Raw genomic sequence first — 23,750 nt, 5'->3', positions numbered from 1 at the left:
CAGAGATGTGTATAAGAGACAGCCCCGGCCCGGTGCGGCCGTTCCCGGCACCGCCCCCAGCGACGCGCTGCTGAACGGCACCGGCCCCGACTGCACCGGCGCGTCCTGCGCCGCTTCCTGCGGGCGCGGCGTCCCGTACGGGGCTTCCTGCGCCGCTTCCTGCGGGCGCGGCGTCCCGTACGGCGCTTCCTGCGGGCCCGGGGCGTGCGGGCCGAACTGCCCGCCCCGGCCCGGTGCGGCCGTTCCCGGCACCGCCCCCAGCGACGCGCTGCTGAACGGCACCGGCCCCGACTGCACCGGCGCGTCCTGCGGTTCCAGGTCCAGCAGCGCCACCGCGGACCGGCTCACCTCGCGCACCAGCCCGCCCGGCAGCCAGCCGCCCGCCACCATCGCCGCCGCCCCACCGGGAGCGAGCGCACGGGCGAGATCGGCCGGGGCGGGGCGGGCCACCGGGTCCTTGGCGAGGCAGCCCTCGACCACCTCGCGCAGCTCACCCTCCAGATCGCCCAGTTCGGGTTCCTCGTGGACCACCTTGTAGAGGAGCACGGCGGAGGAGTCGCCCGGGAAGGGGGCCGCGCCCGTCGCCGCGTACGCGAGGACCGCGCCCAGGGAGAAGACGTCGGCCGCGCCGGAGACGTCCCGGCCCCGGATCTGCTCGGGCGCCATGTAGCCGGGCGAGCCGACGGAGACCCCGGTGGAGGTGAGCGAGACGGTCGCGCCGAGGGCCCGGGCGATGCCGAAGTCGATGAGGCGGGGCCCGTCGAGGGCGAGCAGCACGTTGGACGGCTTCACGTCGCGGTGGACGATGCCCTGCCCGTGGACGACGGCGAGGGCCTCGGCGAGACCCGCGCCCAGGGTGCGTACCGCGTGCTCGGGCAGCGGGCCGTGCTCGGTGATCGCCTGCGAGAGCGGCGGCCCGGCGACGTATCCGGTGGCCACCCACGGCACCGGGGCGTCCGGGTCGGCGTCCAGGACGGGGGCGGTCCACTGGGCGCCGATACGCCGGGCGGACTCCACCTCGCGCCGGAACCGGGCGCGGAACTGCTCGTCGAGGGCGAAGTGGGGGTGGACGACCTTGACCGCGACCGTACGCCCGCCCGCGCTGCGGCCGAGATAGACCCGGCCCATACCGCCCGCGCCGAGCCTGCCGAGCAGCCGGTAGGCACCGATGGTGTGCGGTTCGCCCGCTTCCAGCGGCTGCATATGGACTCCCCCTGTGAACCCTGCGGACGGTGAACCCGTGGACGGTAAACCCTGTGTACGGTCCGGGCCCGGACCGAAGCCTAGGGGGCGCCAACGGCGCGGTCACCGGGAAACGGCCGGACCATTCCCCCTTCTCCGGTCAGGAAGGGATCTTTTCGCCCCGGGGAAAGGCGCGAATGTGTTGTTCCGCCGCCTCTTCCATTCCCTTTGCGGGAGCCCTGTCCGGGGACGGAAAGGGAATTCCCTCCATTCCCCGGTTCAACCGCTCGGCCGCCCGATCTGTCAGCCGCTCATCCGCTCGACCTCTCAGCCGCTCGACCTCTCAGCCGCCGAGCAGCTCCACATGGACGTCGGCCGGGTAACCCGTGTCCCGGCCCGTGCGGCGGGCGAACTCGCGGACGCCGGCCAGCTGGTCCGGGCCGAAACGGAAGTCGAGCGTCGTGAAGTACCGCTCCAGCACCTCCGCGTCGAAGGCCTCCCAGCGGGCCGCCTGCTCCGCGACCTTGGTGACCTCCTCCAGGGAGAGGTCCCGGGAGGCCAGGAACGCCTCGTGGACCTGGGCCGTCTGCTCGGGGTGCGCGGCGAGGAAGTCCTTGCGGGCCGCCCAGACGGCGAAGACGAACGGCAGCCCCGTCCACTCCTTCCACATCTGGCCCAGGTCATGGACCTGGAGCCCCAGCCGGGGGGCGTCGTGCAGGTTGGCGCGCAGCGCGGCGTCGCCGATCAGCACGGCGGCGTCCGCCTCCTGCATCATCAGGCCCAGGTCGGGCGGGCAGGTGTAGTAGTCGGGGCGGACGCCGTAGCGCTCGGCCAGCAGCAGCTGCGCCAGCCGCACCGAGGTGCGGGAGGTCGAGCCGAGCGCCACCCGGGCCCGGTCGAGCTGCTCCAGCGGGAGCTGGGAGACGATCACGCAGGACATGACGGGCCCGTCGCAGCCGACCGCGATGTCGGGGAAGGCCACCAGGTCGTCGGCGTTGCGCAGGTACTCCACGAGGGTGACCGGGCCGATGTCCAGCTCCCCCCTGATCAGCTGCTCGCTGAGCCGCTCCGGGGTGTCCTTGGAGAGCTCCAGGTCGAGCAGGGTTCCCGTCCGCGCCAGGCCCCAGTACAGCGGGAGGCAGTTCAGGAACTGGATGTGGCCGACGCGGGGCCGACTGCGACGGTCGTCGTCGCCTTCACGGGGGGAGACGGTTGAATTGTCCACATCGCGAGGCTAGACCCGCATCCGCCCAGGAGCACCACCGGGGCCCGCGCGCCCCGTCCCACGCCCCGCCCGCGCCCCGTCCCACGCCCCGCCCGCACCCCGGTCCACGCCCCTTCCGAGGGCCTCCCGTCGGACGCCTGATGTGGGCCGTCAAACATTCGGGTGAAGTGATCTTTCCCTCTACCGCTCGCCAGAGACAGCGTGCTAGGCTCGCCCGCAAGTTGCAGTTTGGTTTCCCTTGCAGTACAGAGCCTGCGGAGCATGTAACCCGCAGGCTTTTGTAGTTTTCAGACTTGTTTGCAGGTTCTGGAGCAGGGCAACCCTTTGGCCCAAGGAGGGCTTATGGCTACCGGAACCGTCAAGTGGTTCAACGCTGAAAAGGGCTTCGGCTTCATCGCCCAGGACGGCGGCGGCCCGGATGTCTTCGTTCACTACTCCGCGATCAACGCGTCCGGGTTCCGCTCCCTCGAGGAGAACCAGGTCGTGAACTTCGACGTCACTCAGGGACCCAAGGGTCCGCAGGCTGAGAACGTCACCCCGGCCTAGTTGCCCGGGTCGGTCGATCGCGGCCGTTCATAGCAGTACCCAAGGAGCCCCGCTCCCCCGCTTCGGCGGAGGAACGGGGCTCCTGCCTGTGTACGACCGGATCGCCTGTGGCGAGCGGATCCGTCAGGCCACGGCGGACCGGGCGGCGACCGCGTCGGCCGGGTCCCAGCCGGCGCGCGGCACCGAGGCCAGCAGCAGCCGGGTGTAGGGGTCGCGGGGGCCGGCGAGCACGTCAGCGGTCGAGCCCTGTTCGACGGCCGTGCCCCGCCGCATCACGACGACCTCGTCGGTGATGTGCTGCACCACCGCCAGGTCGTGGCTGACGAAGACCAGCGCGACCCCGGTGTCCCGGCGGATCCCGTCGAGCAGTTGCAGGATCTGGGCCTGGATCGACACGTCGAGCGCCGCCACCGCCTCGTCCAGGACCAGCACCTTCGGATCGACGGCGAGCGCGCGGGCGATGGCCAGGCGCTGCCGCTGCCCGCCAGAGAGCCCGTGCGGGAGGGCCTCCGCCTCTCGGGCGCCGAGGCCCACCCGGTCCAGCAGCCCGTCGGCCAGCTCCGCCGGCCGGCCGTGCAGCCGCAGCGCCGTGGTCAGGCAACGGCGGGCGGTGAGCCGGGGGTCGAGCGAGAGGTAGGGGTCCTGGAAGACCATCTGGATCTCCCGCGCGCGGGCCAGCCGGGCCGCCCTGCCGCGTGCGGCGGTGAGTCCACGGGCCCGCCCCTCGACCCGGACCGTACCGGCGTCCGGGCGGACCAGGCCCACCAGCATCCGGGCCACGGTCGTCTTGCCGGAGCCTGACTCCCCGACGATCCCGAGCGAACCACCCGCCGGAACGGTGAAGCCGATGCCGTCGGCGGCGGTCAGGCGGCCCTTGCCGGGCAGCGGATACGTCTTGCTCAGACCCTCGACCGCGAGCAGCGGCGCGGGGTCCTGCCCTGAGGGGAGCGTCATCGGTCGGTGCCCTTCTGCGGTGTCCGCGGTACGGGGAGGAGTTCGGGCAGCCGGCGGCAGGCGGCGGAGCCCGTACCGCCGTCGGCGAGGGCCACCGGCTCGGGCCGCCAGGTCGCGCACTCCGGTTCGGCGTCCGGACAGCGTTCGGCGAAGGGGCAGCCGGCGAAGACGTCGGCCAGCGACGGCGGCTTCCCCGGGATCGGGTGGATCTCCCGGCGGTCCTCCCCCAGCGTCGGCGAGCAGGCCAGCAGCCCCCGGGTATAGGGGTGGCGGGGCCGCTCGAACAGGTCCCCGGCGGCCCGCTCCTCGACGACCCGGCCCGCGTACATCACGTACACGCGGTCGCAGTAGGCGGCGGCCAGGTGCAGGTCGTGGGTGATGAACAGCAGACCGAGACCGCGTTCGGCGCGCAGGGTGCGCAGGAGGGCGAGGATCTCCGCCTGGGTGGTGACGTCCAGGGCGCTGGTCGCCTCGTCGGCCAGCAGCAGCCGGGGCTCGGCGGCCAGCGCCCCGGCGATGACGACGCGTTGGAGCATCCCGCCGGAGAGTTCGTGCGGGCGCTGGCGGGCCCGGCGCTCCGGTTCGTCGAGGCCGACGGCGTCCAGCAGTTCGACCGCGCGGCTCCGGGCGGCCGCTCCGGTCACCCCGGTCCCGGCGGCGGCGAGCCGTTCGACGAGGAAGTCGCCGATGCGGCGGACGGGGTTGAGGGCGGCGCGCGGGTCCTGGTGGACCAGGGCGACGGTCCGGGCCCGGTGGGCGCGCAGTTCCTCGCCGCGCAGGGCGAGGACGTCGCGGCCCTCCACGCGTACGGAACCGTCGAGGGCCGTCCCTTCGGGGAGGGTGCGGAGGGCCGCCTTGGCGGTCGTGGACTTGCCGGAGCCGGACTCGCCGACCAGGCCGACGACTTCGCCGCTCGCGACCCGCAGGGACACCTGGTCCAGAACGGGGCGGGCGGTGCCGGGGAGGCGGAGGGTGAGGTGGTCGATGTCGAGGAGCACGGTGTCACTTCCCGGTGCGGCGTGGGCCGGTGCGGCGTGTCCCGCTGTGTCGTACGGCATGGGCGCTACCTCCCGTTGGCGAGTCGGTCGGCGGCCCTGACCCCGACGACGTTGAAGGAGACGACCACCAGGGCGATGGCGATGCCGGGCACCAGGGCGGGCAGCAGCGCTCCCTGGACGACGGCGGCCTGTCCCTCCTGCACCATCAGCCCCCAGTCGGAGCTGGGCGGCTGCGCCCCGAAGCCCAGGTAGGAGAGGGTGGCCAGGGACATCAGGGCCTCGCCGAAGAGGACCACCAGATAGCCGATGACGGAGCGGCCGAGGTTGGGGACCAGGTGGAACGCGCAGATCCGCAGGCCGCCCATGCCCTGGACGCGGTAGGCGTCGATGTAGGGCTTGCGCCGCTCCGAGAGGGCCACCGAGCGGGTGTACTTGGCGACGGTCGGCGTGTACGCGAGGCCGAGCGCCAGCACCGAGGTGGTCATTCCGGCGCCGAAGACCGCGATGATCAGCACGGTGAACAGCAGCCCCGGGAAGGCGTACATGACGTCGGTGAGCCGGGAGATGACGGTGTCGGCCCAGCCGCCGCGCCAGGCCGCCAGGGTGCCGAGCGCGATGCCGAGCACGGCGGCGATGGCGAGCAGGAGCGCCGGGGCGACGAGGCTGGTGCGGGCCCCGTACAGCACCCGCGACAGCAGGTCCTGGCCGGAGGAGTCGGTGCCCAGGAGGTGGTCGCCGGTGGTCCCGGCCAGCGAGGCGGAGAGGTCGATGGCGTCGGGGGCGTAGGGGGCGATCAGCGGGGCGAGGAGGGCGGCGAGCACCACCAGGCCGAGGACCGCGCCCGCGAGGATCGCCCCGTAGGGCCGCCGGGCGGCCGGGATCTTCACCGGGGCCGGGGCCGGGGCCGGAGTCGAGGTCGGGGCCGGGGTCGGGGCGGTCATACGGCGGCCTCCTTCACGCGCGGGTCGAGCAGCGGGTGGACGAGGTCGACGAGGGTGGTGACCACGATGTAGCCGGTGACCATGAGCAGCAGGACCGCCTGGGCCACCGGGAAGTCGTGGGTGTTGATCGCGCCGACGAGCAGCGAGCCGATGCCGCTGATGCCGAACGCGGTCTCCACGACGACCGTGCCGGCGAGCATCCCGGCCATGACCAGGCCGCACATGGTGACGATCGGGCCGAGGGCGTTGCGCAGGATGTGGCGGCGGACGATCTCGCGCTCCGGGATGCCGGAGGAGCGGGCGGCCTCCACGTGGTCGGCGGCCCCGGCGTCGGCCATCGCCTGCCGGGTGACCCGGCTGATGATGGCGAGCGCGCCGAGCGCCAGCGCCAGGGCGGGCAGGGTCAGATGGTGCAGGGTGCCGGTGAAGCCCTCGCCTCCTCCGGTGACGGGGAACCAGCCGAGCTGGACGCCGAAGACGGCGGCGAGCGCGATGGCGGAGACGAACGAGGGGACCGAGGCCGCCAGCGTCGTACCGCCGACCACGGCCGAGTCGACCCAGGTGGAGCGCCGGACGGCGGCGAGGATGCCCGCGCCGACGCCGAGGACGACGAAGAGGACGGTCGCGTACGCCACCAGGGCCAGGGTGGTCGGGAAGCGGGCGACGAGCAGGTCGGCCACCTGGTCGCTGTATTTGAAGGAGCGGCCGAGGTCGAACTGGAGGCAGTCGCCGAGCCAGCGGCCGTACTGCACGACGAGGGGTTCGTCGAGGTGGTACTGCGCCCGGACCAGCTCCAGCTTCTCGGGGGTGAGTTTGTCGCGGCCGCCGGCCAGGAAGACGGCGGGGTCGCCGGGGGCCGCGTACACGGCGGCGAAGATGACGAAGGAGGCAGCGAGGAGGGTGGCCAGCAGTCCGGCCAGCCGCCGGGAGATCCGGGCGAGCATCGTCGGTTCAGCCCTTCTTCACGCCGAGGTCGGCGGCCCAGGGGTAGTAGAGGTACGCCATGGAGGCGGGCGGTCCGGTCAGCTTCTCGTCGAGGACGAGAACGGAGGGGACCTGGGCGACGGAGATCCAGACGGCGGCGTCGGTGAACTTCTTCTGGACCTCGACGGCGAGCTTCGCGCGTTCGGCGTCGTCGAGGGTGGCGAGGGCCTTCTTGACCGTGGCGTCGTAGGCGGGGTCCGCGAAGCCGACCCAGTTGTTGGAGGAGCCGGTGAGCGCGTTGTCGTAGAAGCCGATCGGGTCGGCCTTGGAGATGTACCAGTCGCCGACCAGGACGTCGATGCCGCTCCGGGCCTCGGGGTCGCTGTAGAACTGCTCGAACTGGGCGGTGGGCACGGTCTTGATCTGCCCGGTGAGCCCGATCCGCTGGAGGGCCGAGCGGACTGCGTTGGCGACGACGGTGCGGCCCTGGCTGGCGTCGGTGCCGATGACGATCGGGGTGGCCGCGTCGGCGCCGGAGTCCTTCACCAGCTTCTTCGCGGCGGCGATGTCCCCGGCGTCCGGGCTCGCGGGGGCGACCGCGTCGGCGGCGCGGGCGGCGGCCTCGAAGACCGGCTTCTCGTACCCCCAGGCGCCGGAGCCGACCGGGGTGGACCAGGGCTGGACCATTCCGCCGTAGCCGGAGGCGGCGATGCCCCTGCGGTCGAGCGCGAGGGAGAGCGCGCGGCGCACGGCCGGGTCCTTCAGTCCGCCGCGGGCGGTCGGGATGAGGACGAGGGAGGCGGTGGAGGGGCCGTAGTGCTGGGTGATGCCCTTCTTGCCGTCGAGGGCGGCGGCGGTGTTGGGCGATTCGGCGTACGCGCCGTCGGCGGCCCCGGTGGTGAGCGCGTTGACCAGGGCGCTGTCGGTGGCCCACCGGAAGGTGACGCGTTTGGTCAGCGGCGTCTCGCCCCAGTAGTCGTCGTAGCGCTCGATGGTGATGGAGTCGCCGGACTTCCAGTTCGCCAGCCGGTAGGGGCCGGTGCAGGCGTCGGGCTGTCCGGGGGTGCCGAAGTCCCGGCCCGCCTTCTCGACCTGCTCCTTGTTCCAGACGATGCCCGCGTCCCCGGCGAGCGCCTTGAGGAAGAGGGCGTCGGGCGCCTTGAAGGAGAGGGTGATCTCCTTCTCGCCGGTCTTCTTCATGGACGCGACGTTCTCGAACTCGTCGCCCTGTTCCATGTCCGGGTCGGCGTGCCGCTGAAGGCTCCAGAGCACGTCGTCGGCGGTCATCGGGGTGCCGTCGTGGAAGGTGACGCCGGAGCGGAGCTTCAGGACGAGGGTGGTGTCGTCCGGGGTTTCGGCGCTCTCGGCGAGGAAGGGCTTCGTCGTCATGTCGGGCTGGAGCTGGTAGAGCCGCTCACAGACGTTGGTGAGGACGACCCGGCCGGCGCTGGAGCCCTGGGTGTCCAGGTCGAGGGAGTCCGGTTCGTCCTCCAGGAGCCAGTCCGCGTGCGCGAGTTCGCCCTGGGCGGCGGGGGTGGTCGGGGTGAGGGTGAGCCGCGCGGCGTCGGCGGCGGAGCCGCCGCCCGCGGGCTTGGTGGCCCCGCTGCATCCGGCGGCGAGCAGGGCGGCGACGACGGCTCCGGCGACGGGGACGGCGCGGTGGGCTGTGCGGCGGGGTGTGCGGTGGGTCATGGCTGGGTTCCTGTCGGTTCCGGGCCGCCGTGCGGGCCGTCGTAGAGGTTCCAGGGAAGGTGCTGGTACGCGCGGTCGCAGGGGGTTCCGGCGGTCACGTGGTAGTCGCCGGTGGTGAGGTCGGCGAGGGAGGAGACGAGGGTGGTCCAGTGCTCGACGGCCGGGCGGCGCGGGTCGGGGTGGGTGCACAGGGACTCGGGGTGGCCGAGGTGGTCGGACATCGCCCGGCGGATCAGCTTCCGGGACTCCTCGGGCCCGGTGGAGTGGCGCAGGGCGGCCAGCCCCTGTTCGGCGCGGGGGACGCGGACCAGGGAGTCGGAGGACATCGGGCGGTAGCCGGCGGCGGCGAGCGGGGCGGGGATGCCCGCCTGGTAGTGGTTGCCGTGCACCAGCAGGCCGTCGGTGGGATACATCCAGCCGTGCCCGGCGGGGGTGGTCTCCAGGTCGATGGCGAAGCCCTCGCGGCAGGTGAGCAGGGCGTTGCTGGCGATGTGGGCCCGGGTGCGGCAGAGCACGTCGAGGGCGTCGGCGATGTTGTCCTGGTCGAGGACGGTGCGCCGGACGACGGTCTGGGGCAGCCCGATCCGGTCGTCGAACCGGCCGCCGAGGCCGTTGGCGTTGAAGGCGATGCCGGCGGAGTTGGCGCCCTGGCGGCCGATCTGTCCGGCCTCCACCTGCATGATCAGGGTGGGTCTGGGCGGCTGGACGATCCGGATCATGACGACGGTGTCGGCGACCCCGGCCCGCCAGTCCCAGTTCTGCCCGGCGTAGACGTGACCGTCGCCGCTGGCCGGGCCGTACGCGGCGAACGAGGTGCAGCCCTCGGCGGGTTCCTCCTCCGCAGGCCTCTCCCCGGCCCCGTCGGCGGTGATCTCGGCGAAGGACTTGTCGTAGATGACCTCGCCCCGGGCGTTCAGCGCGAGGATGTCCAGCAGGCCGGTGCCCGCGCCGTCGGCGATGCCCCGCATCTCCTCGACGAGGTGGGGGGCGTAGCCGCGTACGGGCTCCAGCCAGCGGGCGGCGCGGGCGGTGACCTGGTCCCAGGTGAGCCCGGCGGAGTGCCCGAACGCCTCCTCGTAGTAGCCGAGGGCCGCGTGCAGTTGGGGGCGGACGGCCTCGCCGTACTGGCGGCCGCGCTCCAGCGGGGAGCCGGAGATCTCGATGACGGGGAGGATCCGGGCGGCGGAATCCGTGGGCGGGGGTGCGGAATCCGTGGGGACGGGGGCGGACTCCGTGGGAAGGGGTGCCATTCTTCTCCTCGCGACGGAACGCTTCGGCGACCGACGGACGGGGACCGGCACGGTCCTGTAACGTCGATTTCAGAATGCGTTCCCCTTGGAACGTTCTGCCCAGGACAGTAACGTCGGTCACATGGAAGTCAATGCTTGTAATGGAAATTCCAGAGAACGAGACCGGAGTGACGCGCCTCCGTGTCGCTATTCGTGACCAATGGAACGATCTGTCCACCTCGGAGCGGGCCGTGGCCCAGTACCTGGTGAGCGCGCCGGTCGAGCAGTTGCTCTTCGCCAGCGCGCAGCAGCTCGGCGCGGCCAGCTCCACCAGCAACGCCACCGTCGTCCGGGCCCTGCAACGCCTCGGCTACGCCGGTCTCCCGGCGCTCAAGCGGGAGCTGGCCAACGACTTCACCTCGGCCGTCGCCCCCGAGGTACGGCTCAAGCGGCGCATCGCGCACGTGGGCCAGGACCTGGACTCCATCTGGACCGATGTCTTCGACGAGGCCCAGGAGCGCATCGACCAGGCACGCCGGCTGACCGGCCCGGACTCCCTGAAGCGGGCGGTGGCCGTCCTCGCCGAGGCCCGCGAGGTCTTCGCCTACGGGGTCGCCGCCTCCGAACCGGGCGCGCGGCACCTGGCGTTGGCGCTCGGCCGGATCGGCCGCCGGGCCCGCGCCGTCTCGGAGACCGGGTTCGCCCTGGCGGACCAGCTGCTGGCCCTCGGGCAGGGCGACGCGGTGGTGATCTTCCAGCCGGGGCGGCGGCTGATGGAGCTGTCGGTCCTGATGGAACGGGCCCGCTCGGTCGGCGCGAAGGTGGTCCTGGTGACGGACGAGCTGGGCGAGGCGTACGCGGACCGGGTCGAGGCGGTGCTCACCGCGCCGCACACGCCGACCGGGATAACGGCGGAGTCCCTGACCGGACTACTGGTGGCCGACGCGCTGCTGCTGGCGCTGGCCACGCTCGACGAGGACCGGGCCGTCGGCTCCTCACACCAGCTGACCGCCCTGCGCGAACAACTGCTGGACCCGAAACGGCACGGCTAGCGAACGGAACGGCCGGCAGCACGGCCGACTGCGCGTCCGACGAACCCCGCCCGGCGACGCTTGACCTTCACCCCGTGTGAAGGCGTGCAGTGGGAGCCATCATGTTCACCATCGGAGACTTCGCCAGGTACGGACGGGTGTCGCCCCGGATGCTGCGCCACTACGACGCCATCGGACTGCTGCGCCCCGACCTCACCGACCCCGCCACCGGCTACCGCCTCTACGGCGCGGCCCAGCTCGCCCGGCTCAACCGGATCATCGCGCTCAAGGACCTCGGCTTCACGCTCCAGCAGGTGGGGGCGGTCCTGGACGAGCGGGTGGGCCCGGAGGAGCTGCGCGGCATGCTGCGGCTGCGCCGGGCCGAGCTGGCGGAGGCGGTGGCGGCCGCGTCGGCGCGGCTGGCCCGGGTCGAGGCGAGGCTCCGGTCGATCGAGAGCGAGGGGCACATGCCTGCCGACGACGTTGTGATCAGAGCCGTTCCGGCGGTCCGGGTGGCCGAGCTGACCGGGACGGCCGCGAGTTACCAGCCGCAGGACATCGGGCCGGTGATCGGCCCGCTGTACGAGCGGCTCTTCCCGCTCCTGGAGGGCGCCGGCCTCCGGCCCACCGGCCCCGGGATCGCGCGTTACGAGGACGCCGCCGAGGGCGGCGGCGCGATCACGGTGCACGCCGGGGTGACGGTGTCGGCCCCGGTGGGCGCGGTCGGGGACACGGGAGTGCGGGTGGTGGAGCTGCCGCCGTTCGAGGCGGCCACGATCGTGCACCGGGGCGCGATGGACGACGTCCTGTCGACGGCCCACACCCTGGCCCGCTGGCTGGACGCCAACGGCTACCGCTCCACCGGCTACACGCGCGAGGTCAACCTGGAGTGCCCGCCGGACCGCGAGCAGTGGGTGACGGAGCTCCAGGAGCCGGTGGCGAAGGCCTGATGCGGTGACGAAGGACTGACCCGGTGACGACGGGGAGGGGGGCGGCACCCCTCTCCCCTTACGTACGCCCAGGCGGAGGTTCTACGCCCCCGCCCAGAGCCCGTCCTCGGTGAGCCCCAGCAGCTCGATCGCGTTGCCGCGCACGATCCGGTCGACGACGTCCGGGGCCAGGTGGCCCATCTGCTCCTCGCCGACCTCGCGGGAGCGGGGCCAGGTGGAGTCGGAGTGCGGGTAGTCGGTCTCGTACAGCACGTTGCCGACGCCGATCGCGTCGAGGTTCTTCAGCCCGAACGCGTCGTCGAAGAAGCAGCCGTAGACATGCTCGGCGAACAGCTCGGACGGCGGCCGGTGGACCTTCTCGGCTACTCCGCCCCAGGCCCGGTTCTCCTCCCAGACCACGTCGGCGCGCTCCAGGATGTACGGGATCCAGCCGATCTGGCCCTCCGCGTACATGATCCTCAGGTTGGGGAAGCGCTCGAACTTGCCGCTCATCAGCCAGTCGACCATCGAGAAGCAGCAGTTGGCGAAGGTGATGGTGGAGCCGACGGCGGGCGGGGCGTCGGCGGAGGTGGACGGCATCCTCGACGAGGAGCCGATGTGCATGGCGATCACGGTGCCCGTCTCGTCGCAGGCCGCGAGGAACGGATCCCAGTCGTCCGCATGTATGGACGGAAGCCCGAGATGGGGAGGTATCTCGGAGAACGCGACCGCGCGCACGCCCCGCGCCGCGTTGCGCCGGACCTCGGCGGCGGCGAGCTCCGCGTCCCACAGCGGGACGAGCGTGAGCGGGATGAGGCGGCCGTGCGCCTCGGGGCCGCACCACTCCTCCACCATCCAGTCGTTGTACGCGCGCACGCCGAGCAGCCCCAGCTCGCGGTCCTTCGCTTCGGTGAACGTCTGCCCGCAGAAGCGGGGGAAGGTCGGGAAGCAGAGGGCGGACTGCACGTGGTTGACGTCCATGTCGGCGAGCCGGTCCGGCACCGAGAAGGAGCCCGGCCGCATCTGCTCGTAGGTGATGACCTCCAGTTTGATCTCGTCCCTGTCGTAGCCGACGGCGGTGTCCAGGCGGGTGAGCGGACGGTGCAGATCCTCGTACACCCACCAGTCGCCGACCGGCCCGTCGTCGCCCCTCGCCCCCATCACGGGCGCGAACTTGCCGCCCATGAAGGTCATTTCCTTCAGCGGTGCGCGGACGACGCGCGGCCCGGAGTCCGCGTACCTGGACGGGAGCCGGTCCCGCCAGACATGAGCGGGCTCCACCGTGTGGTCGTCCACCGAGATGATCTTCGGGAAGGTCTCCATGCGTTCCACGGTAGCGTCGATCTGACGAACCGTCAGCTATCGTGCGCGCATTGACATGCGACACGGCGGGGGCACGGCACCTGGCACGGTTCCCGAATCGTTGTCGAGGGCTTGTGCAGAGCGTCACCCACTGCTGACGAGTCCGCCCGGGACAAGGCAGACTGTTGAGCGCGATACCAGCGGTACCGCGCCATCCGGATACACACCGCACTTCGACGCACGGGCGGGCATGCGGGCGCGGGCACCACCGGCAGGATCCGCAGACGAGCGGGACCGGCAGGCGAGCGGGACAGGGGGCATCAATGGACCGTGACAACGGGCCACGCGTGCGCGTACCGGAGCAACGCGCTCCGGAGAAACCGGTTACGCCGGGTGCCCTCAGGTTCACCGTGCTCGGCCCCGTACGGGCCTGGCGGGGCTCGGAGCTGCTCTCCCCCGGTTCGCCCCAGCAGCGCGCCCTGCTGGCCGCGCTGCTGCTGCGCGAGGGCCGCACGGCCACCGCGGGCGAGCTGATCGACGCGTTCTGGGGCGAGGCTCCGCCCTCGCAGGCGCTGGCCACGATCCGGACGTACGCCTCCCGGCTGCGCAAGATCCTGGGCCAGGACACCCTGGTGAGCGAGTCCGGCGGTTATGCGATCCGGACCGACCGGGCGGCGCTCGACCTGACGCTGGCGCAGGACCTGGCGGCCGAGGCGGAGAAGGCCCGCGCGGCCGGTGACCGCCTCCAGGCGCGCACCCTGATCAGCAAGGTGCTGGGGCTGTGGGACGGTGAGGCGCTGGCCTCGGTGCCGGGCCCGTACGCGGACAACCAGCGGACCCGGCTGGAGGAGTGGCGGCTCCAGCTCACCGAGAACCGGCTCGACCTGGACCTGGAGGTCGGCTGCCACGCGGAGGCCGTCTCCGAGCTGACCGCGCTCACCGCCGCGCACCCACTGCGCGAGAGGCTGCGCGAGCTGCTGATGGTGGCGCTGTACCGCAGCGGCCGGCAGGCCGAGGCCCTCGCGGTGTACGCCGACACCCGCCGCCTCCTCGCGGAGGAGCTGGGCGTCGACCCGCGCCCCGAACTGGCGCAGCTCCAGCAGCGCATCCTGCGCGCCGACGAGGAGCTGGCGCGCCCCGCGGACGAGCCGGCCCCCGCGCCCGCTCCGCTGCGGCCCGCGCAGCTTCCCGCCACGGTGCCGGACTTCACCGGCCGGTCCGCGTTCGTGTCCGAGCTGGGCAGCCGGCTGGCCACCGCCGAGAGTTCGGTGATGGCCGTCTCCGCGGTCGCCGGGATCGGCGGCGTCGGCAAGACGACGCTGGCGGTGCACGTCGCCCACCAGGCCCGGCGGCACTTCCCGGACGGGCAGCTCTACGTCGACCTCCAGGGCGCGGGGGCGCGGGCGGCGGAGCCGGAGACGGTCCTCGGCTCGTTCCTGCGGGCGCTCGGCACGGCGGACTCGGCGATCCCCGACACCCTGGACGAGCGGGCCGCGCTGTACCGCTCGACGTTGGACGGCCGCCGCATCCTGATCCTCCTCGACAACGCCCACGACGCCGCCCAGATCCGCCCGCTGCTGCCCGGTACGCCGGGGTGCGCGGCGCTGGTGACGAGCCGGGTGCGGATGGTGGACCTGGCCGGGGCGCATCTGGTGGACCTGGACGTGATGTCGCCCGAGGAGGCGCTCCAGCTCTTCACCCGGATCGTCGGCGCGGAGCGGGTCGGCGCCGAACGCGAGGCGGCGCTGGACGTGGTGGCCGCGTGCGGCTTCCTGCCCCTGGCCATCCGCATCGCCGCCTCGCGCCTGGCGGCGCGCCGCACCTGGACGGTCTCGGTCCTCGCCGCCAAGCTCGCGGACGAGCGCCGCCGCCTGGACGAGCTCCAGGCGGGCGACCTCGCGGTGAAGGCCACGTTCGAGCTCGGCTACGGCCAGCTGGAACCGGCCCAGGCCCGCGCCTTCCGCCTCCTGGGCCTCGCGGACGGCCCCGACATCTCCCTGGCCGCGGCGGCGGCCCTGCTCGACCAGGACCCGCACGTGGCGGAGGACCTCCTGGAGGCCCTGGTCGACACGAGCCTGGTGGAGTCGGCCGCCCCGGGCCGCTACCGCTACCACGACCTGGTGCGGCTCTACGCGCGTGCGTGCGCGGAACGGGACGAGCAGTCACCGGTGGAGCGGGAGCTGGCGCTGTCGCGGCTGCTGGACTTCTACCTGGCCACGGCTGCGGGGGTGTACGCGCTGGAGCGGCCGGGGGACCGGCTGGTGGACCACCTGGAGCCGACGGATCACGCGGGCCTCACCTTCGGCAACCGGCACGCGGCCCTGGACTGGCTGTACACGGAGGCGACCAACCTGCTGGCCTGCGTACGCCAGGTGGCGCGCCCGGCCACCCTGCGCCGCGCGGTGGACCTGCTGTACGCGGCCCTGGACCTGGGTGAGTCGGGTGCGAACGCGAAGCAGTACGAGGCGGCGGCCGTGACGTTGCGCGAGGCCGCCCGGGAGTGCGGCGATCCCCGGACGGAGAGCCGAGCCGTCATGTGCCTGGCCAACGCACACCAGTTGGCCGGGCGGTTCGACCACGCCGACCGGGAGGCCGAGGAGGCGATGCGGCTGGCCGAGACCGCTCAGGACCTGTTGGCGGTCAGCTGGGCGGCCAACGCCCGAGGCATCATCGCGCTCTACCACAGCCGCCACCAGGATGGCGAAGCCTTCCTGAACCAGGCGATCGAGGCGTTCCGCAGCGACGGCAACCGGCCGGGCGCGGCGAGCGCCCTGTGCAACCTCTCCCGCATCCACCTCGCCACGGGGCGTACCCGCAGTGCGATCACTCTGGCCCGCTCCGGCATCGAGATCTACGACCTTCTGGGCCACGCGCTGCGCGGTGCGAACGGCCGCTACGCCCTGGGCATGGCTCTGACCCAGAGCGAGGAGTTCTCAGCGGCCACCGCGAAGCTGACCGAGGCGCTGGAGATATTCCGCGACAGCCGCCAGCGGCTGTGGGAGGGGATGACCCTGTTCCGGCTGGCGGAGGTGGAGATCGCGTCCGGGCAGCCCGCGCAGGCCGCCCAGTACGCGGAGCTGGCGCTGACCGTCCTGCGTGGCATCGGCGGCGAGTGGCGGCGGGGGAACGTCCTGACCGTGCTGGGGCGGGCGCTGGCCGGCATAGGCCAGACCGGCCGCGCCCAGGTCTGCTGGAACGAGGCGCTGGGGATCTACGACGACCTCGGCTCGGCGGAAGCGGCGGATGTCCGGGGGCTGCTGACGACGATCTCCGCGCCCTGAGCACGGGCGCGTTCATCGTTCGTTTATCGCTACCCGACATGCTCAGTCCTGTCGATCCGTCGCGTCGGGGGGCAGACGGGGGCGACATCGGGCGCGCTACTAAGGTGAGCGGCCCCGAGAGGCCCGTCCAGCAGTCCACGGGGGAGCAGCTGGACGGGTCTCGCCAACCCACTGCTGACGCACCGTACGAGAGAAGGAGTTGACCATCATGGCCGACGCCACGAAGAAGGACCCGGTCTTCAAGCCCGCCGACCAGCACGCCACCGGCGAGCCGACGACGCAGGACCAGCACGCGACCGGCGAGCCGGCGACGGTGACGACGCAGGACCAGCACGCCACGTCCGAGCCGTTCAAGCCGAAGCAGTAGACCTTCCCGGCGGGGATACGGGGGAGCGGCCGCGGTGGCACCGAGGGGGAGCCGCCGCGGTCGCGGTACGGGGGAATGAGGAGGGGCCCGAGCCCGGGGAAGCGCTCGGGCCCCTCCCGCATGTCCAGGGGTGACGCCTCGTCGGCGATGTCCTTGGTGACGGGATCGACGACGATTCCAGACATCGCCCGGTCCCACACCGGCCGGCGGATCTTGCTGTGGTACGCCTCGACCAAGGTCATCGAGCTGGTCACCACACGGCCCGAGGTCTACCGCCCCCGCAGCTCCCCCTTCACCACTTTCCCGCTCGCGTTGCGCGGCAGCTCCGGGACGAACTCCACCGCCCTCGGCACCTTGAAGTTCGCCATCTCGCGGCGGGACCAGGCGATCAGGTCGTCCGCGGTGAGCGTCGCGCCCCGGCGGCGGACCGCGTAGGCCTTGCCGACCTCGCCGAGCCTCGGGTCCGGGACGCCGATGACCGCGACGTCGGCCACGTCCGGGTGGAGGGCGAGGAGCTGCTCTATCTCGGCCGGGTAGGCGTTGAAGCCGCCCACGATGAACATGTCCTTGATCCGGTCCGTGATCCGCAGGTTCCCCGCCGTGTCCAGGACGCCCACGTCGCCGGTGCGGAGCCAGCCGTCCTCGGTCATCGTGGCGGCCGTCGTGTCCGGGTCCTCGAAGTAGCCGCTCATCACGTGGAAGCCGCGCACCTGCACCTCGCCCGGAGCGCCCGGTTCCGCCAGGACGCGGACCTCGGTGCCGGGGATCGCGCGGCCGGACGTGGTGGCCACGACCTCCGGCGCGTCGCCCCGGCGGCACATGGTGACGATGCCGCTCGCCTCGGAGAGGCCGTACGCCGTGAGGACCGTCGCGATGCGGAGTTCCTCGCGCAGGCGCTCCACCAGCCGGAGGGGCACGACCGCCGCGCCGGTGACGACCAGGCGGAGGGCCGAGAGGTCGTGGGCGCCCCGTGCCGGGTGGTCCAGGAGGGACTGGTGGAGCGTGGGCGGGCCGGGCAGCACCGAGATCCGTTCCGCCGCGATGTTCGCCAGCACCGTGTCCACGTCGAACACCGGCTGCGGCACCATCGTGGCCCCTCGCATCAGACAGGCGATGATCCCGGCCTTGTAGCCGAAGGTGTGGAAGAACGGGTTGACGATGAGGTAGCGGTCGCCTTCGCGCAGGCCCGCCAGGTCGCTCCAGATCGCGTACGCGCGCAGCGTCTGCGCGTGGGTGATCACCGCGCCCTTCGGGCGGCCCGTGGTACCGGAGGTGTAGACGATGTCGGAGGGGTCCGAGGGGGCGATGGCCGCCGCCCGCTCCCGTACGGCGGAGGCCGGGACGCCGTCCCCCGCCGCCAGGAAGTCCGGCCAGCTCGTGTAGTCCTCCGGAGCCGTGTCCGCGAGCACCACCACCCGCTCCAGGTCCGGCAGCCTCACCTCCGCCCGCCGCAGCGACGCCACGTACGAGGTGCCCAGGAACGTGCCGGTGACGAACAGCAGTCTGGCCCGGCTGCGCCGCAGGATGTACGCCGCCTCCGTGCCCTTGAAGCGGGTGTTCAGCGGGACCAGCACCGCGCCGGCCGTCACCGCCCCGAGTGCGGAGACGATCCAGTCCAGGGTGTTCGGGGCCCAGATCGCCACCCGGTCCCCCGGCTCCACACCGGAGGCGAGGCACGCGGCCGCGGCCCGCTCCACCCGCTCGCCGAGCTCGGCGTACGAGAGCCGGGTCCGGCCGTCGGCGACCGCCTCGGCGGAGCCGTACCGCCGCGCCGCCGCCCGCACCAGCTCCGGGATGCTGCCCCACTCCTCGTCGCCCCGCATCACGCGCCCTCCCGCCGTCGCACTAGCTGACTATCCGTCAGATTAGCGGTAGCCTCTGCCGCTGTCAGCAGGGCGACGGTGCGGGAGGTCAGCGGATGGCAACGCTCAAGGACGCGACGGCGATAGCCGGGATCGGGCAGACGGCGTTCGCGAAACGGCTCCCCGAATCGGAGAAGACCCTTGCCTGCCGGGCGATCCTGGCGGCCCTCGACGACGCGGGCATCGCCCCCGCCGAGGTCGACGGCTTCGCCTCGTACACGATGGAGGAGACCGACGAGGTGGAGGTCGCCAAGGCGATCGGCGCCGGGGACGTCACGTTCTTCTCCAAGGCCGGGTACGGCGGCGGCGGTTCCTGCGCCACACTCGCCCATCTCGCCGCCGCCGTCGCCACCGGCCAGGCGAGCGTCGGCGTCGCCTGGCGGTCGCGCAAACGCGGCTCCGGGCCCCGGCCGTGGAAGAACACCGCCGTCCAGCTCCCCACGCCCGCCCAGTGGACCCGCCCCTACGGGCTGCTGCGGCCCGCCGACGAGATCGGCATGCTGGCCCGGCGCTACATGCACGAGTACGGGGCGACCCGCGACCATCTCTTCAACGTGGCGCTCGCCTGCCGCAACCGGGCCAACCAGAACCCGGCCGCGATGATGTACGACCGGCCGCTGACCCGCGAGATGTACATGACCTCCCGCTGGATCAGCGAACCCCTCTGCCTCTTCGACAACTGTCTGGAGACCGACGGGGCGTTGGCCTGCGTCATCGTCTCCGCCGAACGGGCCCGCGACTGCCGCCGCAAGCCCGTCTACCTCCACTCCGTCGCCCAGGGCCTGCCCGCCCAGCACCACGGGATGGTCAACTACTGGAACGACGACCCACTGACCGGCCCCGCCTGGACCGCCGCCCGACAGCTGTGGAAACAGGCCGACTTCGGGCCCGACGACGTCGATGTGGCCCAGATCTACGACGCGTTCACCCCGCTCGTCCCGCTCTCCCTGGAGGGCTACGGCTTCTGCGGGCGCGGCGAGGGCGGCGCGTTCACCGAGGGCGGGGCGCTGGAGAGCGGCGGGCGGCTCCCCCTCAACACCGGGGGCGGCGGACTCAGCGAGGCGTACGTCCACGGCTTCAACCTCATCACCGAGGGCGTGAAGCAACTGCGCGGCACCTCCACCGCCCAGGTGCCCGACGCCGCCACCTGCCTGGTCACCGCGGGCGAGGGCGTGCCGACGTCCGCCGTCCTGCTGAGGAGTTGAGGAGCGCCCCATGTCCGACCACCTGCTTCTTCCCGTCGTCGACGAGGACGGCGCGCCCTTCTGGGAGTACACCGCGCGCGGCGAACTGCGTGTGCAGGCCTGTGCGGCCCCCGCCTGCGGCGAACTCCGCTTCCCGCCCCGGCCCTGCTGCCCGCACTGCGGGTCGTTCGAGAGCGACTGGCGGGAGATGAACGGGCGCGGCCGGCTCTGGTCGTACGTGATCCCGCATCCGCCTCTGCTCCCCGCCTACGCCGAACAGGCCCCGTACAACGCGGTGCTGGTCGAGTTGGAGGACGCGCCGCACATCCGGCTGGCCGGGAACGTCGTCGCCTCCCCGGACGCGCCGCTGAACTCGGTGGACCCGGCGCGGCTGCGGATCGGGGCTCCGGTGCGGGCCGCGTTCTGCCCGGCGGGGCCCGGGGGCGGGGGCACGCTCGTCCGCTGGCTCCTGGAGCGGTGAGCGATGGCCCTGCGCACCGGGCGGGACACGGAGACCGGGGTCGCGCTCGTCACCCTGGACCGGCCGGCGAAGCTCAACGCGATCGACCTGGAGACCGCCGAGGAACTGACCGCGTTCTGGCGGGAGGTGCGGTACGACGAGTCGGTGCGGGCCGTGGTCCTCACCGGGGCCGGGACGCGCGCCTTCTGTACGGGGATCGACCGGGGCGTCACCGTCCCGCAGCCCCCGTCCCCGTACGCCGTCGACGACCCCCTCCTGCGGATCGGGCCCAAGGCGAACGACCTGTGGAAGCCGGTGATCGCGGCCGTGGAGGGGATGGCCTGCGGTGGGGCGTTCTACCTGCTGGGCGAGGCGGAGTTCGTCGTCGCGTCCCGGGAGGCGACGTTCTTCGACCCGCACACGACGTACGGGATGGTCTCGGCGTACGAGGCGATCGCGATGGCCCAGCGCATGCCGTTCGGGGAGGTCGCCCGGATGTCCCTGATGGGCACGGCGGAGCGGGTGAGCGCCGAGCGGGCGTACGCGGTCGGGCTGGTCAGCGAGGTGACGGAGCCGGGCGGCGCGGTGGCGGCGGCGCTGCGGTCGGCGACGGTGATCGCCCGCTACCCGACGGAGGCGGTGCAGGGCACGGTCCGGGCGGTGTGGTCCGCGCGGGAGGCGGCCAGGGCCCAGGCGATGGCCCAGGCCCCGGCGCTGATCGCCCTGGGCAACCTGACCCCGGAACGCCAGGCGGAGCTGTTCGGGGCGCGGGGCGCGGGCGGGGAGCCTCGGGTGCGGTGAGCACCCGAGGGAGGCCCGGGTGCGGGTGAGCCCCGTCCGTCCCGTCCGCGCGGGGTACCCGGCCTCAGAGGACTTCGACGGTCACTTCGCAGCCCTTGACCTTGGACACCTTGCGGGGGCTCTCCATCCGCAGGGTGAAGGTGCGGACCTCGCCGCCGTCGAGGTTCACGGTGGTCTCGGCGGTGTCCATGGTGTTGCCGAGGCCGTCGACGAAGCGCACGTCGATCTCGTACGCCTGCGAGCCCGGCTCGTTCGCCCGCAGCTCGATCAGCGACGAGGTGACCGCCTTGCGCTTGCCCTTGCGGGGCTTGGCGCAGCGGATGATCCGGTAGGCGGGGGCGTCGGACGCGGTGGGCGTCGGGGTTCCGTAGGAGCCGGACGAGCCGGAGGACGAGGAGTCGTCGTCGTGGTCTTCGTCGAAGTCGTTGTCCCGGTAACCGTTGTTGCTCTTCTTCGAGCTGGAGCAGCCGCCGCCCGAACTGCTGCTCTTGCCGCTCTTGCCCTTGCCGCCGCTGGTGGAGGTGGAGAACCCGGTGAGTGCGAGCACCACCACGACCAGAACCGCCGCGAGCTTCGTCTGTCGCCGCATCATGGATGCAGCCCCCCTTGAGTTTCGTTGCCGGTACGTCGCGCCGGTGGCGTGCGTCGTCACCCTCAGCATGCCGCGCGCGACCCCATGTCCAAGTCATGACCCTGTCACGGTCCCGTCATGGTCTGCGTGGCGGGGGTGATCGCCCGGGCGTAGCGTCGGCTGCGGGGGGATGCCCGCGTGTGCGCCGGACGACGCCCTGGAGGCCGCCGATGATCCGCAACGTCCTCGGCTCGCTCGTCGCCCTGGCGGGGGCGGCCTCCGCCGTGCTGAGCCCGTTCCGCGACTGGTACGACGGGCGGGCCGGGCGTGACTACCGGGTGCGGGACCTCTTCGAGGGGATCACCGCCACGGAGTCGGGTGTGCTGGTGTCGATCCTGCTGCCGTTCCTGGCCGCGGCGCTGCTGGTGATCGTGGGTGTGGTGCTCCGCTCGCGGCTCGTGGTCGCCCTCGCGGGTCTGGTGGTGCTGGGCTTCACGATCCTGTGGATGGTCCGCCAGGGGCAGGCCGCGGGCTCGCTGGTGGTGGGCGGGGACGGAGCGGGGTTGCGGGTGGGGGTGGCGAACGCGCTGGCGGGCGGGTTGCTGATGCTGATCGGGGCGCTGCTGATGAGTGGACGTGACCGGCGTGGCCGGCGGAACCGGCGGGAGCGGGAGCCGGTGGAGCCGTATGCCGCGCCGGGGGCGGATCAGGTGGACACCTGGCCGCCGACGCAGGAGCCGGGGATGTCCGTGCAGACGTCGCCGTGGCCGGAGCCGGAGGTGGACCCGTACACGGGGCCCGACCCCCATGACCCCCGTACGCGGTCCTATCCCCAGGCCCCGTATCCGGAGGACGACCCCCGGGACCCGGTACACCCGCCGCACCGGCCTCCGCCTCCGCAGGGTTGACGGCCACCCCGTCGAGGGTTCCGTCCTCAATCGCCGGACGGGCTGGATCACCGCAGAGCCGACACCCCTCCAGGCAACGCTTCCGTCCTCAAACGCCGGACGGGCTGGGTGGGCACCGGGCCGGCCGAGAATCAAGCCCGTCCGGCGCTTGAGGACAGGACCGGGATCAGGTCCGGGCCCTGTTCCCCGTGCCCGTTCCCTTCAGCGCGTCCAGCGCGTACACGCAGCGGTCCTTGCTGCAGGCGTAGACCACGCCCGCCTGCGCCACGGGCGACCCCGTGATCTCGCCGCCCGTCGCGAGCTTCCAGCACAGCTGGCCGCCCGCCGCGTCCAGCGTGTAGAGGACGTGGTCGGCCGAGCCGAAGTGGACCCGGCCGTCGGCCACCACCGGGGAGCCCACCACGTCGCCGCCCGCCGCGAAGCGCCACTTCGGGGTGCCGGTGACCGCGTCCAGGGTGTACAGCGCGCTGCCGCTGCCGACATGCACGTTGCCCACCGCGACCAGTACCGGTTCGATGGAGGAGCGGGCCTCCGTGGCGATCCGCCAGCGGTCCTTGCCGGTCGTCGCGTCCAGCGCGTACACCGTGCCTAGGTAGTCCGCGAGGTACACCCCGCCGCCGGTCACCGCCGGGCCCGGCGCGAACGCGGGCGGGGAGAGGAAGACCGCGGGCGACTCGAAGTGCCAGCGCACCCGGCCGGAGCCGGTCTCGACCGCCAGCACCCGGGTGCCCGCCGCGATGTAGACGTAGCCGTCGGGGGCCGGGGTGACCCGGACCGGGACGCCGCCGCAGGAGGCCGCGTCGCCGATCGGGTACGACCAGCGCTCGATGCCCGTACGGGCGTCCAGCGCGCGCAGCCGGGCGTCCTGCCAGATGTACACCGTGCCGTCGTGGATGACCGGGCCGGCCTCCGCCGTCTCGAAGTCGCTCTGCGCGCCGGTGACCTCCCACAGCTTCTCGCCGTTGGAGGCCTCCCAGCCCTGGACGCCGCCGCCCCGGGTCGCGGTCAGGACCGTGCCCCGGTCGGCCTTGAGTGCGTACACCCAGGCGTCGGTCGCCAGCCGCCACTGCTCGGCGCCGGTCGTGGCGTCCAGCGCGTACAGCGAGGGGCCGTCCGAGGCGTGGATCCTGCCGCCCTCGACGACCATCGCCCAGGCCACGTCCCGGGTCTTGAACTGGCGCCGCCCGTTGCCCACGTCCAACGCGTGGACCTCGAAGGACGTCACGTACAACAGGTCGCCGGAGACCACGGGCGTGCCCCACACGTCGTTGGACATGCGGAAGCGCCAGGGCCGCCAGCGGTCGGGAGCGGGGGCCGCGCCGTCCGGGGCGGGGCCCGGGGCCGGGACGGGGGCGGTGGGGGC

Annotated in this window: 21 protein-coding genes; 9 read left to right on the top strand and 12 right to left on the bottom strand. The window is 72.8% G+C overall.

Annotation, left to right across the window (positions count from 1 at the left end; translation table 11 throughout):
* Both CR470_RS20510 and CR470_RS20505 read right to left on the bottom strand, forming a co-directional pair.
* A partial coding sequence (locus CR470_RS20510; RefSeq protein ID WP_257138855.1) for a serine/threonine-protein kinase occupies window positions 1–1,203 on the bottom strand: 1,203 nt, incomplete at its 3' end.
* 322 nt (window positions 1,204–1,525) lie between these two features.
* Window positions 1,526–2,407, bottom strand: a complete 882-nt coding sequence (locus CR470_RS20505) for a menaquinone biosynthetic enzyme MqnA/MqnD family protein (RefSeq protein WP_097869028.1) — start codon at window positions 2,405–2,407, stop codon at window positions 1,526–1,528.
* Window positions 2,408–2,749: 342 nt separating this feature from the next.
* Here CR470_RS20505 and CR470_RS20500 point away from each other — a divergent pair, with 342 nt between their 5' ends.
* Complete coding sequence (locus tag CR470_RS20500; protein WP_003967102.1) at window positions 2,750–2,953, top strand: cold-shock protein; 204 nt, start codon at window positions 2,750–2,752, stop codon at window positions 2,951–2,953.
* A 123-nt stretch (window positions 2,954–3,076) separates the two neighbouring features.
* On the opposite strand, the gene CR470_RS20495 is transcribed toward CR470_RS20500, so the two are convergent.
* The 6 genes from CR470_RS20495 to CR470_RS20470 are packed head-to-tail and all read right to left on the bottom strand — an operon-like array spanning window position 3,077 to window position 9,712.
* On the bottom strand, window positions 3,077–3,907 hold the full coding sequence (locus CR470_RS20495) for an ABC transporter ATP-binding protein (protein WP_097869027.1): 831 nt from the start codon (window positions 3,905–3,907) through the stop codon (window positions 3,077–3,079).
* A complete protein-coding gene (locus CR470_RS20490; protein ID WP_097869026.1) occupies window positions 3,904–4,965 on the bottom strand; it encodes an ABC transporter ATP-binding protein in 1,062 nt (353 codons plus the stop codon). Before CR470_RS20490 ends, CR470_RS20495 begins: the two co-directional genes overlap by 4 nt.
* A 5-nt stretch (window positions 4,966–4,970) precedes the next feature.
* Window positions 4,971–5,846 carry an ABC transporter permease gene (locus tag CR470_RS20485; protein WP_097869025.1) on the bottom strand — a complete coding sequence of 292 codons (876 nt, stop codon included), beginning with the start codon at window positions 5,844–5,846 and terminating at the stop codon, window positions 4,971–4,973.
* Window positions 5,843–6,790: an ABC transporter permease gene (locus CR470_RS20480; protein ID WP_097869024.1), complete on the bottom strand. Its 948-nt coding sequence runs from the start codon at window positions 6,788–6,790 to the stop codon at window positions 5,843–5,845. The genes CR470_RS20485 and CR470_RS20480 overlap by 4 nt, the downstream gene beginning before the upstream one ends.
* A gap of 7 nt (window positions 6,791–6,797) precedes the next feature.
* A complete protein-coding gene (locus CR470_RS20475) occupies window positions 6,798–8,462 on the bottom strand; it encodes an ABC transporter substrate-binding protein (protein ID WP_257138854.1) in 1,665 nt (554 codons plus the stop codon).
* Entirely contained in the window at window positions 8,459–9,712 is a 1,254-nt protein-coding gene (locus CR470_RS20470) for a C45 family autoproteolytic acyltransferase/hydolase (RefSeq protein WP_097869023.1), read from the bottom strand. The genes CR470_RS20475 and CR470_RS20470 overlap by 4 nt, the downstream gene beginning before the upstream one ends.
* A 131-nt stretch (window positions 9,713–9,843) precedes the next feature.
* Between CR470_RS20470 and CR470_RS20465 the strand changes: the two genes are divergently transcribed.
* Complete coding sequence (locus tag CR470_RS20465) at window positions 9,844–10,743, top strand: MurR/RpiR family transcriptional regulator (RefSeq protein ID WP_370739066.1); 900 nt, start codon at window positions 9,844–9,846, stop codon at window positions 10,741–10,743.
* Between the two features lie 101 nt (window positions 10,744–10,844).
* Window positions 10,845–11,672: a MerR family transcriptional regulator gene (locus CR470_RS20460; RefSeq protein WP_097869022.1), complete on the top strand. Its 828-nt coding sequence runs from the start codon at window positions 10,845–10,847 to the stop codon at window positions 11,670–11,672.
* Window positions 11,673–11,753: 81 nt separating this feature from the next.
* On the opposite strand, the gene CR470_RS20455 is transcribed toward CR470_RS20460, so the two are convergent.
* Window positions 11,754–12,974 (bottom strand): amidohydrolase family protein, encoded by a 1,221-nt coding sequence (locus CR470_RS20455; protein WP_097869021.1) that lies wholly within the window; start codon window positions 12,972–12,974, stop codon window positions 11,754–11,756.
* A gap of 302 nt (window positions 12,975–13,276) precedes the next feature.
* On the opposite strand from CR470_RS20455, the gene CR470_RS20450 reads away from it, so the two are divergent.
* Together CR470_RS20450 and CR470_RS39635 are read left to right on the top strand one after the other, a co-directional pair.
* Entirely contained in the window at window positions 13,277–16,234 is a 2,958-nt protein-coding gene (locus CR470_RS20450; RefSeq protein ID WP_097869020.1) for an AfsR/SARP family transcriptional regulator, read from the top strand.
* A 208-nt stretch (window positions 16,235–16,442) separates the two neighbouring features.
* Window positions 16,443–16,601, top strand: coding sequence for a hypothetical protein (locus CR470_RS39635; RefSeq protein WP_179892324.1), 159 nt, complete (start codon window positions 16,443–16,445; stop codon window positions 16,599–16,601).
* A 269-nt stretch (window positions 16,602–16,870) separates the two neighbouring features.
* On the opposite strand, the gene CR470_RS20440 is transcribed toward CR470_RS39635, so the two are convergent.
* On the bottom strand, window positions 16,871–18,424 hold the full coding sequence (locus CR470_RS20440) for a FadD3 family acyl-CoA ligase (RefSeq protein ID WP_097869018.1): 1,554 nt from the start codon (window positions 18,422–18,424) through the stop codon (window positions 16,871–16,873).
* 95 nt (window positions 18,425–18,519) lie between these two features.
* Between CR470_RS20440 and CR470_RS20435 the strand changes: the two genes are divergently transcribed.
* The 3 genes from CR470_RS20435 to CR470_RS20425 are packed head-to-tail and all read left to right on the top strand — an operon-like array spanning window position 18,520 to window position 20,908.
* Entirely contained in the window at window positions 18,520–19,668 is a 1,149-nt protein-coding gene (locus CR470_RS20435; protein WP_097869017.1) for a lipid-transfer protein, read from the top strand.
* Between the two features lie 10 nt (window positions 19,669–19,678).
* A complete protein-coding gene (locus CR470_RS20430; RefSeq protein ID WP_097869016.1) occupies window positions 19,679–20,128 on the top strand; it encodes a Zn-ribbon domain-containing OB-fold protein in 450 nt (149 codons plus the stop codon).
* 3 nt (window positions 20,129–20,131) lie between these two features.
* Complete coding sequence (locus CR470_RS20425; protein WP_097869015.1) at window positions 20,132–20,908, top strand: enoyl-CoA hydratase/isomerase family protein; 777 nt, start codon at window positions 20,132–20,134, stop codon at window positions 20,906–20,908.
* 64 nt (window positions 20,909–20,972) lie between these two features.
* On the opposite strand, the gene CR470_RS20420 is transcribed toward CR470_RS20425, so the two are convergent.
* Window positions 20,973–21,500, bottom strand: a complete 528-nt coding sequence (locus CR470_RS20420; protein ID WP_097869014.1) for a hypothetical protein — start codon at window positions 21,498–21,500, stop codon at window positions 20,973–20,975.
* 209 nt (window positions 21,501–21,709) lie between these two features.
* Here CR470_RS20420 and CR470_RS20415 point away from each other — a divergent pair, with 209 nt between their 5' ends.
* Window positions 21,710–22,387, top strand: a complete 678-nt coding sequence (locus CR470_RS20415; RefSeq protein ID WP_097869013.1) for a hypothetical protein — start codon at window positions 21,710–21,712, stop codon at window positions 22,385–22,387.
* 166 nt (window positions 22,388–22,553) lie between these two features.
* On the opposite strand, the gene CR470_RS20410 is transcribed toward CR470_RS20415, so the two are convergent.
* Window positions 22,554–23,750, bottom strand: a 1,197-nt coding sequence (locus tag CR470_RS20410; protein ID WP_179892323.1) for an outer membrane protein assembly factor BamB family protein, incomplete at its 5' end; no start/stop codon positions are given.

Source organism: Streptomyces sp. rh34 (genome assembly GCF_002551245.1).
Classification (GTDB): Bacteria; Actinomycetota; Actinomycetes; order Streptomycetales; family Streptomycetaceae; genus Streptomyces.
Note: the sequence above shows the minus strand (reverse complement) of the source record. Positions and strands in the feature narration are given on the sequence as shown.

Excerpts from the sequence above, each read along its gene's own strand:
- CR470_RS20500 (WP_003967102.1), top strand. The coding sequence starts at position 2,750 with ATGGCTACCGGAACCGTCAAGTGGTTCAACGCTGAAAAGGGCTTCGGC.
- CR470_RS20495 (WP_097869027.1), bottom strand. The coding sequence starts at position 3,907 with ATGACGCTCCCCTCAGGGCAGGACCCCGCGCCGCTGCTCGCGGTCGAG.
- CR470_RS20490 (WP_097869026.1), bottom strand. The coding sequence starts at position 4,965 with ATGCCGTACGACACAGCGGGACACGCCGCACCGGCCCACGCCGCACCG.
- CR470_RS20485 (WP_097869025.1), bottom strand. The coding sequence starts at position 5,846 with ATGACCGCCCCGACCCCGGCCCCGACCTCGACTCCGGCCCCGGCCCCG.
- CR470_RS20480 (WP_097869024.1), bottom strand. The coding sequence starts at position 6,790 with ATGCTCGCCCGGATCTCCCGGCGGCTGGCCGGACTGCTGGCCACCCTC.
- CR470_RS20475 (WP_257138854.1), bottom strand. The coding sequence starts at position 8,462 with ATGACCCACCGCACACCCCGCCGCACAGCCCACCGCGCCGTCCCCGTC.
- CR470_RS20470 (WP_097869023.1), bottom strand. The coding sequence starts at position 9,712 with ATGGCACCCCTTCCCACGGAGTCCGCCCCCGTCCCCACGGATTCCGCA.
- CR470_RS20465 (WP_370739066.1), top strand. The coding sequence starts at position 9,844 with ATGCTTGTAATGGAAATTCCAGAGAACGAGACCGGAGTGACGCGCCTC.
- CR470_RS20460 (WP_097869022.1), top strand. The coding sequence starts at position 10,845 with ATGTTCACCATCGGAGACTTCGCCAGGTACGGACGGGTGTCGCCCCGG.
- CR470_RS20455 (WP_097869021.1), bottom strand. The coding sequence starts at position 12,974 with ATGGAGACCTTCCCGAAGATCATCTCGGTGGACGACCACACGGTGGAG.
- CR470_RS20450 (WP_097869020.1), top strand. The coding sequence starts at position 13,277 with ATGGACCGTGACAACGGGCCACGCGTGCGCGTACCGGAGCAACGCGCT.
- CR470_RS39635 (WP_179892324.1), top strand. The coding sequence starts at position 16,443 with ATGGCCGACGCCACGAAGAAGGACCCGGTCTTCAAGCCCGCCGACCAG.
- CR470_RS20440 (WP_097869018.1), bottom strand. The coding sequence starts at position 18,424 with ATGCGGGGCGACGAGGAGTGGGGCAGCATCCCGGAGCTGGTGCGGGCG.
- CR470_RS20435 (WP_097869017.1), top strand. The coding sequence starts at position 18,520 with ATGGCAACGCTCAAGGACGCGACGGCGATAGCCGGGATCGGGCAGACG.
- CR470_RS20430 (WP_097869016.1), top strand. The coding sequence starts at position 19,679 with ATGTCCGACCACCTGCTTCTTCCCGTCGTCGACGAGGACGGCGCGCCC.
- CR470_RS20425 (WP_097869015.1), top strand. The coding sequence starts at position 20,132 with ATGGCCCTGCGCACCGGGCGGGACACGGAGACCGGGGTCGCGCTCGTC.
- CR470_RS20420 (WP_097869014.1), bottom strand. The coding sequence starts at position 21,500 with ATGATGCGGCGACAGACGAAGCTCGCGGCGGTTCTGGTCGTGGTGGTG.
- CR470_RS20415 (WP_097869013.1), top strand. The coding sequence starts at position 21,710 with ATGATCCGCAACGTCCTCGGCTCGCTCGTCGCCCTGGCGGGGGCGGCC.